14 protein-coding genes and 2 pseudogenes are annotated in these 14444 nt (G+C 51.0%); 1 reads left to right on the top strand and 15 read right to left on the bottom strand.

Annotated elements, in window-relative coordinates; translation table 11 throughout:
• Window positions 1-65 precede the first annotated feature (65 nt).
• The 7 genes and pseudogenes from yabG to metG all read right to left on the bottom strand — a co-directional run bounded on the left by yabG (window position 66) and on the right by metG (window position 7065).
• The gene (gene yabG, locus VU18_RS00180; RefSeq protein WP_014194570.1) at window positions 66-965 is read right to left on the bottom strand and encodes a sporulation peptidase YabG; all 900 of its coding nucleotides are present in this window, start codon (window positions 963-965) and stop codon (window positions 66-68) included.
• Window positions 966-1104: 139 nt separating this feature from the next.
• Window positions 1105-1851 (bottom strand): annotated as a pseudogene (gene rsmA, locus VU18_RS00175) (16S rRNA (adenine(1518)-N(6)/adenine(1519)-N(6))-dimethyltransferase RsmA); the annotation flags it as partial.
• A gap of 1 nt (window position 1852) precedes the next feature.
• Window positions 1853-1986, bottom strand: a pseudogene (locus tag VU18_RS18550) (16S rRNA (adenine(1518)-N(6)/adenine(1519)-N(6))-dimethyltransferase); the annotation flags it as partial.
• Window positions 1979-2542: a ribonuclease M5 gene (gene rnmV, locus VU18_RS00170; protein ID WP_014194568.1), complete on the bottom strand. Its 564-nt coding sequence runs from the start codon at window positions 2540-2542 to the stop codon at window positions 1979-1981. The gene rnmV and the pseudogene VU18_RS18550, both read right to left, overlap by 8 nt.
• A gap of 257 nt (window positions 2543-2799) precedes the next feature.
• Window positions 2800-4005 carry a G5 and 3D domain-containing protein gene (locus tag VU18_RS00165; RefSeq protein ID WP_014194566.1) on the bottom strand — a complete coding sequence of 402 codons (1206 nt, stop codon included), beginning with the start codon at window positions 4003-4005 and terminating at the stop codon, window positions 2800-2802.
• Between the two features lie 200 nt (window positions 4006-4205).
• On the bottom strand, window positions 4206-4976 hold the full coding sequence (locus VU18_RS00160) for a TatD family hydrolase (RefSeq protein WP_047757470.1): 771 nt from the start codon (window positions 4974-4976) through the stop codon (window positions 4206-4208).
• A gap of 136 nt (window positions 4977-5112) precedes the next feature.
• On the bottom strand, window positions 5113-7065 hold the full coding sequence (gene metG / locus VU18_RS00155; RefSeq protein WP_047757469.1) for a methionine--tRNA ligase: 1953 nt from the start codon (window positions 7063-7065) through the stop codon (window positions 5113-5115).
• Between the two features lie 395 nt (window positions 7066-7460).
• Here metG and VU18_RS00150 point away from each other — a divergent pair, with 395 nt between their 5' ends.
• On the top strand, window positions 7461-7760 hold the full coding sequence (locus VU18_RS00150; protein ID WP_011229546.1) for an AbrB/MazE/SpoVT family DNA-binding domain-containing protein: 300 nt from the start codon (window positions 7461-7463) through the stop codon (window positions 7758-7760).
• A 16-nt stretch (window positions 7761-7776) separates the two neighbouring features.
• On the opposite strand, the gene rsmI is transcribed toward VU18_RS00150, so the two are convergent.
• The 8 genes from rsmI to VU18_RS00110 all read right to left on the bottom strand — a co-directional run bounded on the left by rsmI (window position 7777) and on the right by VU18_RS00110 (window position 14275).
• Window positions 7777-8688: a 16S rRNA (cytidine(1402)-2'-O)-methyltransferase gene (gene rsmI / locus VU18_RS00145; protein ID WP_014194563.1), complete on the bottom strand. Its 912-nt coding sequence runs from the start codon at window positions 8686-8688 to the stop codon at window positions 7777-7779.
• Between the two features lie 15 nt (window positions 8689-8703).
• Window positions 8704-9453 carry a tRNA1(Val) (adenine(37)-N6)-methyltransferase gene (locus VU18_RS00140; RefSeq protein WP_014194562.1) on the bottom strand — a complete coding sequence of 250 codons (750 nt, stop codon included), beginning with the start codon at window positions 9451-9453 and terminating at the stop codon, window positions 8704-8706.
• 60 nt (window positions 9454-9513) lie between these two features.
• The gene (gene yabA / locus VU18_RS00135) at window positions 9514-9876 is read right to left on the bottom strand and encodes a DNA replication initiation control protein YabA (RefSeq protein ID WP_011229543.1); all 363 of its coding nucleotides are present in this window, start codon (window positions 9874-9876) and stop codon (window positions 9514-9516) included.
• Window positions 9877-9939: 63 nt separating this feature from the next.
• The coding region (locus tag VU18_RS00130) for a stage 0 sporulation family protein (RefSeq protein ID WP_236687219.1) at window positions 9940-10719 on the bottom strand (780 nt) is incomplete at its 3' end.
• A 14-nt stretch (window positions 10720-10733) separates the two neighbouring features.
• Complete coding sequence (gene holB / locus VU18_RS00125; RefSeq protein WP_021322628.1) at window positions 10734-11726, bottom strand: DNA polymerase III subunit delta'; 993 nt, start codon at window positions 11724-11726, stop codon at window positions 10734-10736.
• A 79-nt stretch (window positions 11727-11805) separates the two neighbouring features.
• Window positions 11806-12438, bottom strand: coding sequence for a dTMP kinase (tmk, locus tag VU18_RS00120; protein ID WP_014194560.1), 633 nt, complete (start codon window positions 12436-12438; stop codon window positions 11806-11808).
• Window positions 12439-12464: 26 nt separating this feature from the next.
• Window positions 12465-13898 carry an aminotransferase class I/II-fold pyridoxal phosphate-dependent enzyme gene (locus VU18_RS00115; RefSeq protein WP_025039043.1) on the bottom strand — a complete coding sequence of 478 codons (1434 nt, stop codon included), beginning with the start codon at window positions 13896-13898 and terminating at the stop codon, window positions 12465-12467.
• A gap of 170 nt (window positions 13899-14068) precedes the next feature.
• Window positions 14069-14275 carry a sigma factor G inhibitor Gin gene (locus VU18_RS00110; RefSeq protein ID WP_011229538.1) on the bottom strand — a complete coding sequence of 69 codons (207 nt, stop codon included), beginning with the start codon at window positions 14273-14275 and terminating at the stop codon, window positions 14069-14071.
• Between the last annotated feature and the right edge of the window lie 169 nt (window positions 14276-14444).

Raw genomic sequence — 14444 nt, 5'->3', positions numbered from 1 at the left:
TTTTTATGTGTGATGTGGAACTTTTTTGTAAAAAAATGCGACGGACGTATAGAAAAAACCGCCCATCAACTGCGGCGGTTTTCCTCTCGATTCTCAATGAGGCGAAACGGCATCCCGGTGCGGAGCACGCCTTTCGTTTCCACCCCACCAAGCCCCTTTTCCCCAGTTAACGTGTTGCGCAACACATCCCATACGTCGACCGTTTCGGTGAACGGGGTGAAGCTGAGGCGCGAAACGATATAGACGGGGTCCAGAGCATGAATGTTCACCCGCGCTGGTGAACTGGCAAAATTCGCCCCAGCGCGGATGAGCGACTCAAAGTGCGACTGGCAGGCGCCGGCGAAAATGATCAGTTGGTCCAAATGGGGCACTTTTTTGCGCGCCTCTTTCACCGTTTGCACAAAATGGCGCGAATGGCGGTACGCTTTTAACTCATGCACCTTTCCTTTTGACTTCGAATACGAATCATGCCCGGTGATGACTAAAATATCAGGGCGAAACTGCTCGATCCAGTAGCCAACTTTTTCCGGCATTTCGCTTTCCTCGCAGTAAATGCCGTGCACCGGCACGCCGATCCGCTCATACAAATCCATACATTTGCGCAAATATAACGGGTCGCCATCCAAATGAAGAACGCGCCCCGGAATTTGAAAAAAATCTTTCTCCACCCGGTATCCGCCGGTCGCCCGATATTCGACTTTTTGCTTGATCGCCTGATAATCTTGGCGAAAAAGCCGATACGATTGTTCGATCAGCTCGATTTCCCGCTTTTTCCGTTCCTGTTGCTCCTGCTCATCGATGACGACTAAATCGCTGCACGGAGCGTCCGCGACGAGGCGCACGTCTTCACCATACAAAATCGCTTCCCACTCGCCGTTTTTTTCTTTAATATCAATCACTCGGAACAATAAATCACATTGGTAAGACTTGCGGGCGACAATATCGCCGATTTTAATGACGTCCATCACCGCTCACTCCATTGCATAATCGTTGTCATCCATACGATATGCACGTGCGGACAATAGGTGATAGACGCCTGTTTGGACGGCTTTGGTTGACGAAAAGACCGCTGCCCCCTAGAGGAGCGCTTTCTTTACGACTCCTTCATTTGCCGAAAAGCGGTGCCAACGCGTTGCTTAATGAAGCAAACTCAGCGATGTCAAGCGTCTCTCCGCGGCGGCGCGGGTCAATGCCCAAAGCAACGAGCACTCGTTCAATTTTCTCTTTGTTCTCTTTTCCTCCCGGCAAATTGTTTGTTAAGTTGTTGAACAGCGTTTTGCGGCGCTGGGCGAAGCTTGCCCGCACTACTTGGAAAAACACGCCCTCATCGTCGACAACAACAGGCGGATGCTGCCGCTTTACGAGCCGGATGACAGCAGAATCAACGTTCGGCTGCGGCATAAAGACGGTGCGCGGCACCGTCATGACGACTTCCGCTTCGGTATAATACTGCACAGCGATCGTCAGCGAGCCGTAATCTTTTGTCCCTGGCTTAGCGGCAAGACGGTCGGCGACTTCTTTTTGCAGCATGACGACCATGCCTCGGATCGGCAACCGCTCGGTAAGCAGCTTCATAATGATCGGTGTCGTCACATAATAAGGTAAGTTGGCGACGACCATCCGGTCGCTTACATCAGCCAGTTCCTCGGCGATGACGGCATGCAAGTCGACCTTTAATACATCTTGGTGAAAGATGCGCACATTGTCATAAGCAGACAGCGTGTCGGCCAAAATGGGCAACAGTCGGCCGTCGATTTCGAAAGCGACGACTTTTTTCGCCCGTCGCGCCAATTGTTCCGTCAACGCTCCGATGCCCGGTCCGATTTCAATCGCTCCTGTATCAGGGGAGATNTCGGCAACATCCACGATTTTCCGCAAAATGTTCGCATCGATCAAAAAGTTTTGCCCAAGGCTCTTTTTAAACGAAAAGCCATATCGCTCCAAAATTTCTTTCGTCCGCCGCGGTGTTGCAATATCTTTATACATCGTCTGCCTCCTCCTGCATCACGTGCGCTAACGCGGCATAAAAAGCATCACGGGAAATGCGGAACACTTGCAGCCGCTTATGAAACTGCCGACCGTTCGCATAGCCGATTTTCAGCTCCTCGCCGAGACGCTGCCGCCGCCGGCGCGCCATCGCACCGCCGATCAACCCAGCCTCGATCAGTTCAGCAAACGTAATTTCTTCCTTCCAATCCGACGCCTCTTCATACACGTTGGCGAGCGCCCGACGGATTTCGTCAGGGGACGCGTGCTCAACCCCGATGCCCTTGCCGTTTTTCGCTTTGGCTGCCTCGCGCGGCAAAAAGGCATGCTTGCACCCCGGCACCTGTTCGGCAATCGTGCGGCGAATTTTTTCGCCGGGAAAATCGGGATCGGTAAAAATGATCACGCCGCGGCGCTCTTTCGCCAGCTTGATCCGCTCAATGACATCCGCGCCCACTGCTGCTCCGTTTGTCTCGATTGTATCGGCATCGACGGCGCGCCGGATCGCCGCCGTATCATCTTTTCCTTCCACAACGATCACTTCTTTGATCTTCATCCTCCCATTGCAGAAACAACGGAATCGTCTCTTTTTCCTATTTCTGCAATGCCTCCTTTCCGGTAAAATCAAAAGTAAGGCGAATCATCGCCGAAAGCCGCTTCATTCCCTTATTATTTTTTGAATTTCGCTGAAACTTTTTTTCCGTTTGCATCGTCTAATTTAGTAGAAACGGCGCGCATTGTCGCGGCACAATGCCATTATAGCGAAAAAAAGCAGAGGGAAAAAACCCTCCGCTTCGTTCTCCCATCGCATCTCTATGGCAATACCCGTATTTTCACGCGCTTTCTGCCCCAACGAAACGCATCCGACCGTTCCGGGAAAAACACATCAATTTTATATCCGCGGATGCCTGAGCCGGTGTCAGCGGCAATGGCATATCCGTATCCTTCCACATACACTTTCGACCCAAGGGGGATGATGGACGGGTCGACCGCAATCACTTTAGCGGAAGGATTTTTGCGCAAGTTGATGCCCGTGCTTGTTATGCCTGAACAGCCTGCACAATAGGCAGTGTAGGCGGTGGCGGTGACGTAAAATTCCTTCGCGGCATGGTCCGAGCCGCGCGAGGACGGGCGGTCGGGCGCGGCAGCTGAGCGCACAGTTTTCGTGCCGATGGCGACAATGCGCGCCTTGCTTTCTTTTAGCGTTTTCGCAGCGATTAGTTTGCGCGCCGTTTCTTTGCCGTTTTCCAATGTCACCTCATACGTTTTTTGAACCATCCCTTTTTCTCCAGGCTGAATGACGCGCCGCTCTCCTTTCGGCAATGAGTCGTCCCGTTTTGTCACCACGGCAAAGTCGACGGGTTCTTCCACTACATCGGTGACTTTTTTTACTCGGACCACACAAATGGTCATCTGTTCTTTGACCATTTCGTGCAAGGAGGGCTCTATCCGATCGAGTTGACCTAGCTGAATCCCTTGCTGCTTCAAAAAGTCAGCGACCGTAGTCGAAGTTGTCCATACCTGCTGTTGTTTACCGCCGACATTGACGTGGACTGGAAACGCCTTTTCAACGCCGATGTCCATGCCTTTTTGAATTTTCGCCGAAAGCGCCGGCGCCACTTTGTCATACGGCCCGACTGCCACGTGCTGCGAACGGAGCAGCTCCGCGACTGTATCGGCTGTCGTCCATATCTTTTTCTTTTTTCCATTGACCGTCAGCGTCACTTCTTTGCTCGCTTCCCAAACGATATGGAGATCGTCGGTGATCGGTGAGTGGAGAGACGGATAAACATAATCTTCTTTGCGCGGTTGAATGTTTTGCTCCGCAAGCAGCTCTTTCACCGTTTTCGCATGAGTGCGAATTTCTTGTTTGTTTCCGTTTTTGATCAGCGTCACATCGTCTTTGGCCATCTCATATCCAGCAACCCCTGTCGTCGCGGAGATGGCGAGAAACCCGCCCGCTGTGACGGTCACGTTTTTCCTCCATAAGTCCAGCCATTTCCTCCCATTCGGCAACATCAGATGAACGCCTCCTTTTTCTACGGAATTCCCCTCTCCCTTTAACATGTACGCACGAGCATACTCTATTATGCAGAAAATTCAGTGAAAAAGGAAGGAAGACTTGTCGACACGCGGTTGGCTCATATCGGCTGAATTTGTAGAATTTTATCGTCTTCGCCGCACCTTCGACAAGCTTCCCCGCTGTTCGACGCCTAATTTTAGCGGTCGATGGCGAACAATTTTTTGGCATTTTCCGCCGTTGTTTCCGCTACTTCGGCAAAAGAAATGTTTTTGATCTGTGCGATCGCTTCGGCAACGTATTTGACATAGCTCGGCTCGTTTCGTTTGCCGCGGAAAGGGTGAGGCGTTAAATATGGACAATCGGTTTCGATCAATAAATGGCTCAGTGGAATCTCCTTCGCCACTTCCTTCGGTTTTTTCGCATTTTTAAACGTGACCGGTCCGCCAAGGGAAATGAGAAAATTCATGTCCATGCACTGTTTGGCCACCTCGACGCTGCCGCTGAAACAATGCATAATCCCGCCGACTTCGGCGGCGTTTTCCTCTTGCAAAATTTTTAAAATATCTGCCGTCGCCTCACGGTTATGAATAATGATCGGCAACTTCACCTTTTTAGCCAGCCGGATTTGCTGCCGGAACACCTCTTGTTGCACGTCTTTCGGCGATTTATCCCAATGGTAGTCAAGCCCCATCTCGCCGAGCGCCACGACTTTCGGGTGAGCGGCGAGCTGTTCAATCATCTGCAAATCATCGTCCGTCATCTCGATCGCATCAACCGGATGCCAGCCAACCGCCGCATAAATAAACAGATACCGCTCGGCCAGCTCGATCGCCCGATCGATCGTCGGACGGTCAAACCCGACGACGACAATGTGTGAAACCCCTTCATCGCGGGCGCGTTCAATGACTTGTTCCAAATCTTCTTCGTATTGGACTGCATTCAAATGTGCGTGCGTATCAAACAGCATACTAATGCCCTCTTTTCCACCTTGATGTTAAGTGTAGCATAGAAATTGGTTACATACGTCACATTTCGTTAACATTTCCATTACAAAATAGCGACAAGGAGGTGTCAAGCGCAACACCCCCCTGCCAAGCAAACCGTTATTTGATTTTCGTTCCATTCGGCACGTGTTGATCAACCGTCGCCAGCGAAAATTCCCCGCCGCTGCCTCCGGCTAGAATCATGCCTTCCGACCATTCGCCGCGAAGCTTGGCTGGTTTTAAATTGGCGACGCAAATGACTTTTTTGCCGACTAGTTCTTCTGGTTTGTAAAACTCAGCAATGCCGGAGATCACTTGCCGCTTCTCGCCGCCAAGGTCAAGCTGAAGCTTCAACAGCTTATCGGCGTTTTTTATCCGTTCGGCATGGATGACTTCAGCGACGCGCAAATCGATTTTGGCGAACTCGTCAATCGAAATTTCCGCCGCCTCCGCTGCTTTTTTTTCCTCTTTTACCGGTTCGGCGGCCGGTTTGCCCCCTTGCATATGCGCCTTAATGTACTCCACTTCCGCTTCGATGTCGAGGCGCGGGAAGAGCGGTTCTCCCTTTTGCACTTTTGTCCCTTCCGGAATGAGGCCGAAATCGTACAAGCTGTCCCATTCTTTTAATGAATGATCAGTGATGCCGAGCTGAGCGAACATGCGCTCCGGCGTGCGCGTCAAAAACGGCTGGAGCAGCACCGCCGTATGGCGAAGCGATTCAGCCAAGTGGGTCATGACGGCGGCAAGCTCATCCCGTTTCTGTTCGTCTTTCGCCAATACCCATGGCTGCGTTTCATCGATGTATTTGTTCGTCCGGCTAATCAACTGCCAAACAGTGGCGAGCGCGACGGAAAACTCCATTCCCTCCATCGCTTCTTCATATTGACGCACCACTTCGCGCGCCGTTTGCGCCAACTCTTGGTCAAACGGTGTTTTCGGCCCGCGGTATGGCGGAATAACGCCGTCGAAATATTTCTCGATCATCGCCACAGTACGGTGCAACAAGTTGCCTAAGTCGTTGGCCAAGTCATAGTTGATGCGCTCAATAAATCCTTCCGGCGTAAACACGCCATCAGCGCCGAACGGCACTTCCCGCAGCAAATAATAGCGGAGCGCATCAAGCCCATACCGGTCGATGAGCGTCACCGGGTCGACGACATTTCCTTTCGATTTGGACATTTTTCCATCCTTCATCAGCAACCAGCCATGGCCGAATACTTTTTTCGGCAACGGCAAGCCGAGCGCCATCAACATAATCGGCCAATAAATCGTATGGAAACGGACGATTTCTTTGCCGACCAAATGGACGTCCGCCGGCCAATATTTGCGGAACTTTTCATCGTTGTCCGTGCCGTAGCCGAGCGCTGTGATATAGTTGGCAAGCGCGTCGATCCAGACATAGATGACATGCTTCGGATTGCCTGGCACTTTAATGCCCCAATCGAACGTCGTCCGGGACACAGCCAAATCCTCAAGCCCCGGCTTAATGAAGTTGTTGATCATCTCATTTTTCCGCGATTCCGGTTGGATAAAATCGGGATTTTCTTCGTAATATTGCAACAAGCGGTCGACATATTTGCTCATCCGGAAGAAATAGGACTCTTCTTTCACTTTCTCAACAGGCCGGCCGCAGTCCGGACAGTTGCCGTCCACAAGCTGCCGCTCAGTGTAAAACGATTCGCACGGCGTACAATACCAGCCTTCATATTCGCCCAAATAAATATCGCCTTGTTCGACAAGACGGGTAAAAATTTGTTCGACGACTTTTTTATGCCGCTCCTGCGTTGTGCGAATAAAATCGTCGTAGGAAATGTCGAGCTTCTTCCATAGCTCCTGAATGCCAGCGACGATCTCATCGACGTATTGCTGCGGCGTTACTCCTTTTTCTTCCGCCTTGCGCTGAATTTTTTGCCCATGCTCATCGGTGCCGGTCAAATACATGACATCGTAGCCGCGCATCCGTTTATAGCGAGCCATGGCGTCCCCCGCCACCGTTGTGTAAGCATGACCGATATGCAGGCGGTCGCTCGGGTAATAAATCGGCGTCGTCAAATAAAACGTTTTTTTCTCCATCGGTTAGGCCCTCCCTCGTACTGTTGAGCACAAAAGCCCCCGTCCGGCGACGAGAGCGGCGTTACTTCTATTTTACATAATTTTTTCATTCTACAAAAACATCTATTTCTCGTGGGCTGAAAAAATATACCCAAACCGGCAAAAATACGGCCGCGTTTTCAGCCATCGCTGCGAATTTGTTATACAAGGATAGAGTTTAGATGGGCAAATTCATTCGTTTTCTCCTTTCTTTCTAAACAAACTTTTTTTGAAATAACAATATACATTTTTTTTAAATTTTACATATTAAAGGATTGACGCTTAATGGAAACACTGATATGATTAGGTTGTAGGAAATTTGTCGAATATTGACGAATAAACGACAAAAAACTTTTTTGCGGAGAGGAGAATCGACGATGAAATCGACAGGGATCGTGCGTAAAGTCGATGAGTTAGGCCGCGTCGTCATTCCAATTGAGCTGCGACGTACGTTGGATATTAACGAAAAAGATGCGTTGGAAATTTATGTTGACGATGACCGCATCATTTTGAAAAAGTATAAGCCGAACATGACGTGTGTCGTCACCGGCGAAGTGTCGGACGACAACTTCAAACTGGCCGGCGGCAAAATCATTTTAAGCCGCGAAGGCGCAGAAATTTTGTTGCAGGAGATCCAACAGCATCTAGAAGCAGCAACAGACAAAGAAAAAGAATAAAAAAGTTTCTCTGGCTTCAGAGAAACTCTTTTTTTTCTTCTTCTTGCTGTTGATGATACTGCCGATAAACGTCGCGTTTCGACATATTTCGATCACTGGCCGCCTGTTTCACCGCCTCCTTGACGGAAAGGCTGTGCTCGCGAATATAATAATCGACATGTTCGACAAGCGAAAGCGGCTGCCACCATTCCTCTCCCTCTTGCTCTTGTTTATTCCCGTCTCGCGCCCCTTCGACAATGAGGCAAAATTCACCGCGGGTGTCATGTTCTTCCGCCCAGGCGACCGCATCGCTTAAATCGCCGCGGATGAACTCCTCAAACCGTTTCGTCAACTCGCGGCCAAGAGCGATGCGCCGATTGCCGAATATATCATACATAAGAGCGAGCGTTTCTTTCAAGCGGTGGGGCGCCTCATAAAAAATTAACGTCTCCGCCGCTGTTTTTAATGACAGCAGCTGCTCTTTTTTCTCTTTTTTCGCCCGTTCCAAAAAGCCGACAAACAAAAAGCGGTCCGTGGGCAGCCCGGAGGCGACAAGCGCTGTCAATGCCGCGTTCGCTCCAGGAAGAGGGACGACGCGGCAGCGCTCGGCAAGCGCCGCAACAATAAGCTCATAACCCGGATCGGAAATGCCGGGCATCCCGGCGTCGCTCACCAATGCCACCGTTTTTCCTTCCTTCAGCCATTCGACAAGCTGCCGGCCGCTCGCGTATTTATTATGCTCATGGTAGCTGACGAGCGGCGTATGAATGCCGAAATGGGCGAGCAGCTTTTTCGTCTGCCTTGTGTCCTCGGCGGCGATGACGTCAGCTTCCTGAAGCGTCCTAACCGCACGAAACGTCATATCCTCCAAATTGCCGATCGGCGTCGGCACGATGTACAGTGTCCCTTGCTCCGTTTGTTCGGTAAAACTTTTTTGCTGCCAAAGCATCCTTGTTCCGCCCCTTTAAGATGAAATAATGCCATATAAGATCCGCTTCGTCTCCTCAGTATATTCGTTATTCTCATTATACACGACAAGCGGAGGCAACACTTTTAAGTCCGGGCTTGCGTCTTTTGTCCCTTCAATTAAAATCATGTTCGCCTCTTTGCCCTCTTTCGGGTACACAAAGCGGAGCCGTTTCGGCTCAAGACGGTATTGGCGCATGAGCGTCACAAGATCAAGCAGCCGCCCGGGCCGGTGGACGAACGCCGCCTTCCCTCCTTGCTTCAACAGCTGGCTGCTGACTCGAATCACATCCTCTAGGGTGCAATAAATTTCATGGCGGGCGATGGCGATATGTTCATTTTTGCTCAGTTCGTCTTTGCCGACTGCCGGAAAATACGGGGGGTTGCACGTGACGACATCGTACCGGCTGTAACCGATCCGTTGCGGCGCTTCTTTAATGTCGCCGTGTATGATCTCGATTTGTCCTTCAAGCCCGTTGTATTGCACGCTTCGCCTCGCCATGTCGCAAAGCCGTTCTTGAATTTCGATGCCGATGATCGTCCCTTTTGTTCGCCGGCTCAACAAGAGGGGAATCACCCCGTTGCCCGTGCACAAATCAACAATCTGCCCCTTTTGAATCGGCATATAGGCAAAATGAGCAAGGAGCACGGCATCAAGGGAAAACGAAAATACAGATGGACTTTGAATGATGCGGAGCTCTTCGTTAAACAAATAATCGAGCCGTTCATCCTCGTACAATTCCACCATGACGCACGATCCTCCATTGAAAAAAATAACCTTTCCGAAACGGAAAGGGTGGCGCTGCCTTTAGTTTTTGTTCAAAAACGACAAGCAAAACAAACAATCGCCCTCGGTGCGAATGCTTCCGTAATGGATGTGACAAATATGAAACCCTTCTTGGTAAAGGCGGGCTAAATTGTCATACCCTTCGCCAATGTCGATGAGTTTTTTGCCATGTTTGTCCCCTTTTCGTTTGCCTTCTTCCCATGCTTCTGACAATTGTTCAAGCCGACGGCGCAAATGAGCATTTTCGATTTGCAGCTGGTGATTCTCTTCTAACAGCTCCGTTACGCGCTGTTTCAGCTGCACCAGCTCGCGGTAAAAATAACTAAGTTGCTCTTCCATATTGGCCACTGATCGAAACACTTCTTTTTTATCTACTTTTTCCACTGGCCCCACCCCAAATTAATCCGCGACGCGAATGGACAACGTCCCGTTTTTCATCAGCTCATNGAGTGTATATTCGACGACCCGTCCGAATTCTGGAAGCTCGATTTGCAACACCCGCTCTAAAATGTTCAAGCCGACGACTTTGCCGAAGCCGTGCGGTGTTTCGACATATTCCCCTAAATCCGGGAGTTGTTCTTTCGCCGTCTCATACTCTTCGTTTTCATATTTCAGGCAACACATCAGCCGGCCGCACAGCCCGGAAATTTTCGTTGGATTGAGCGACAAGTTTTGATCTTTCGCCATTTTGATCGACACCGGTTCAAAATCGCCAAGAAAGGTCGAACAGCAAAGCATGCGGCCGCACGGCCCGATGCCGCCAAGCATTTTCGCCTCATCGCGCACCCCGATTTGCCGCAGCTCGATGCGCGTGCGGAAAATCGACGCTAAGTCTTTCACAAGCTCGCGGAAATCGACGCGCCCATCGGCAGTGAAATAAAAGATCACTTTATTGCGGTCAAACGTATATTCCACATCGACGAGCTTCATTTCCAGCCCGTGCTCCTCCACTTTGCGCAAGCAAATGTCATACGCCTCGCGCGCCGCCTTTTTGTTTTCTTCTACAATCCATTTATCTTTCTCATTCGCCACGCGGATCACTTTTTTGAGCGGCAGCACGATGTCGTTTTCGTCGACTTGTTTATTGGCGATGACGACTTTTCCGTACTCAATGCCTCGGACCGTCTCGACAATGACGAATTCGCCGACGGGAATAACGGCATCGCCAGGGTCAAAATAATAAATTTTCCCTGCTTTTTTAAAACGGACGCCGACTACCGTATACAACGGCTCTCCCTCCTTTACCGCTTTAATTGAAGAACGAGCTGCTCAACAAGCAACGCTGTGCTCATATTTGTTGTATTTAAACGCGTTTTCGCTTGTAAAATTGCTTCCATGCCAGCCAAAATCCGCCGCTGCGGGCAAGCAAGCGCCCATCGTTGCAGGCGGTCCAGCTGATCGCGGTATAACACGCCGTCCATCTGCCCGGCTTGAATATGCAATAAATCGCGGTATAAATATAAAAGCAAATCAAGTCCAAGGTCAAGCTGATGGTTTTCCAAAAAATGCGGAAACAAGCGGTCGTGGATGAAAAACAAAAGCTGCAGCTCCGGCTTGCCCAGCATCTCATACCATTGTAGCACTAATGTTCGCGCCTCGGCAAACCAACTATCTTGGGCAAGCGCCAGTGCTTCCTCGAAGCTGTTTGTCAAATGGGCAGCCAACAGCGCCAACGGCAACGGCACGTGCTCCTCGACAAGTCCCTGAGCGAGCTCTGCCGGCGGCAACGGCCGGAACGAAAGCACTTGACAGCGGGAAACGATCGTCCCTAGCAGGCGGTGGTATTGCTCAGTCAGCAATACCGCCACCGTCCCCGGATGCGGCTCTTCCAAAAATTTCAGAAGGCTGTTGGCAGCGCTTGTCGTCATTTGATCGGCGTGCTCAACGATGTACATTTTTTTATCCGACTCGACCGCTGTTTTCGAGAACTCTTGCTGCAGCCATTCGATTTGTTCCTTTTTGATTGATCCTCCGTCTGGGCTGATCACCCGGACGTCAGGGTGGTTGCCGGAGTCGATGCGCCGGCAGTTGCGGCACTCCAGACACGGGGAAACTCCGATTGGGGACAGACAAAACAAACGTTTCGCCAACAACAAACTGGCCGCTTTTTTGCCCGTCCCCCGCTGCCCCTCAAACAAGTACGCATGAGAAATCCGCCCTTTTTCCAAGCCGCTTTGCAGCATTTTCGCCACCACCGGCTGGCGTTTCGCTAGCTGTTCCCATCGCATCGCCATCACTCTTCCTTGATTTCTTATTTCTATTCTATCATGTCCACTAGGAATCATCACGGTCGGATTCATGGAAATGGCGCTGTCATCTTCCTTTCAAACGGGAAAGCACCGCGGCCGTTGTTTCAGCGAATACATCATCAAGCGGGCGGTTCGCGTCGATGACGACAATGCGGTCGGCAAACCGTCTGGCGAGTTCCCGATACCCTTCTCGCACCTTCTCATGAAAAGACAACGTTTCAAGGTCAAGCCGATTCACTTCCCGGCTGCGGTTTCGTCGGATTCGTTCAAGCCCAATTTGCGGATCGATATCAAAATAAATCGTCAGCGACGGCATATACCCATCAATAGCGAACTCATTAATTTTCCATACTTCCTCAATGCCAAGCCCGCGGGCAAATCCCTGGTAGGCGAGGGAACTGTCAACAAACCGGTCGCAAAGGACGACGCACCCAGCCTCAAGCGCCGGCACGATTTTCTCAAGCAAATGCTGCCGGCGCGCCGCCGCATACAAAAGCGCCTCCGTCCGCCCGTCCATTTCCGTATAATCACGGTTTAAAATGATTGAGCGAATCGCCTCGGCAATGCGCACCCCGCCCGGTTCCCTCGTCGCCACGACGTCAATCCCCCGCTCACGCAACAACGACTCCAATTTGCTGATCATCGTCGTTTTGCCGGCTCCTTCCGGTCCTTCAAACGAAAAAAAGCATCCGTTCATCACTCGCGGCATCCTTTCCATCCTTCCTATTCGTATACAACCAGCTGACCATCTTTCAGCCGGCTTCCGCCTTGTATGTGCGCCCGCTGACAAAGAAGCTGGCGGATCTGTTCAATATGGCCGCGGCCGATCCGTTCTCCGACCCACACGAGCGGCACCCCAGGCGGATATGGAATGACCGTTTCCGCCGCTATATGTCCTTCAGCTTCCTCGAGCGCCACAGCTTTTGTCCGCAAATGGCGCAGTTCATTATACGGGACTAAAACCGATAGAAGCGGTCCGAGAAAAGGCGAAGCGTCACACACCGGCGCCTCGCCATCTGGCAAATCGCGCCACGCTCGTTTGATTTTCTCCGCTGCTTCCTGAAGCCGCCCGGTTACCGCCAGCGGGCAAACGAAAAGCACGTTCATTCGATCAGCAAGCTCGACAAACACCCCTTCGCGCTCAAGCCAACGTTGCAGTTCATACCCGGTCAAGGAACAGCGCGTCTGCACCGTTACTTTCAGCGGGTCGGTCTGTACGCCAAAATGGCGGGAACAAACGACTGCCACCCCGTCAATATCGGCCAAGGCTGCTTTAAACTTCTCAATTTCTGCCACGATCGCCGCCGCATCGCTTTTTGAAAGCTGGGCGACATAACTCCGCGCCAAATCGAGCGACGCCATAATCGGGTAAGACGGGCTGCTTGACTGAAACAACTGCAAAAAATATTTCAACCGCTCAAGATCAACCCGCTCGCTGTTTACATGCAAAAACGCTCCCATCGTCATCGCCGGCAACGTTTTATGCGCCGACTGCACGACAACATCGGCGCCATAGCGAAGCGCCGATGTCGGAAAAGGGGGGCCGACAACGAAATGGGCGCCATGCGCCTCATCAACCAGCACCGGAATGCCATGTTCATGAACTAGACGGACGATTTCTGTCAAATCGGCGGCCATTCCATAATAATTTGGGTTCGTCAATACAACCGCAGCAACATCATCATGAAGCGCCAACGCCTCTTTGACCGCTTTAGGACGAATGTGCGAAGCGACACACACATCACGATCAAACTCGGGAGCAAGTAGAACAGGAGTGGCTTCCATGAGTTGCAATGCATGCATCACCGATTTATGGCAATTGCGTTGTACAATCACTTTCTTCCTCTTTCCATCACACACGGCGGCGATCATTGCCAAATTCCCTGCCGTCGAACCGTTCACAAGGAAAAACGTCTCCCTAACGCCATACAGCTCCGCCGCCAGCGCCTGCGCCTCGGCAATCACCGACTCAGGATGATGCAAGTCATCCAAGCCGGAAATTTCCGTCGCATCCAACGCCAACAGCGGCGCAAACATATCTCTCCCTCGTTTCGAAAACAAAGCGCCGTATTTATGTCCCGGCACGTGAAACGAAACCGGGCGGCGCGCCCAATGGTGCACGAGAGCGTCATATAAAGGAGTTTTCGTTTGATCCATCATCATCCTCTTTCCTTGCTGTCTGTCCCAGAACGGCCATCATCCGGGCAGACTGCCGAAATGCATGGGATATGCAGGAGAAACATCAAACATATAGTATCACAAACGCCCGAAAAAACGCACGAGTCGCGTCAATCGCAAATAAAAACAGGCCCAAATGCAGGCCCTGATTACGAGTGAATTTTCGATGTAAACATTTTGCGCAGCTGCCGCACATAAAACGAGTAGTTCGGGTCGTCCGTATTCGTTTGCACAATCGCCCGGTTGCAGTCCAAACAAAGAAAATGGCCAAAAAGGAAAATCCCTTCCTTTTTTTCCTGTTCACAAACGATGCATACATGTTCGCGTTGATTCCGGTCTGCTATTGATGTCCTCACGCTCTCCACCTCCCATCCTCTATGTTTCCCACATTGCTAACATTCTATACTAGTAGATGAAAGGAAGAGAGACATTGAGCGGGTCCTTATCGTTTTTTCCTCAAAAAACGAAAACAGCCAATTGCACCAATGCAACTGGCTGCTCGTTTATTGCCTAGCAGCGACCTAC

This window comes from Geobacillus sp. ZGt-1 (assembly GCF_001026865.1).
GTDB lineage: Bacteria > Bacillota > Bacilli > Bacillales > Anoxybacillaceae > Geobacillus > Geobacillus thermoleovorans.
Note: the sequence above shows the minus strand (reverse complement) of the source record. Positions and strands in the feature narration are given on the sequence as shown.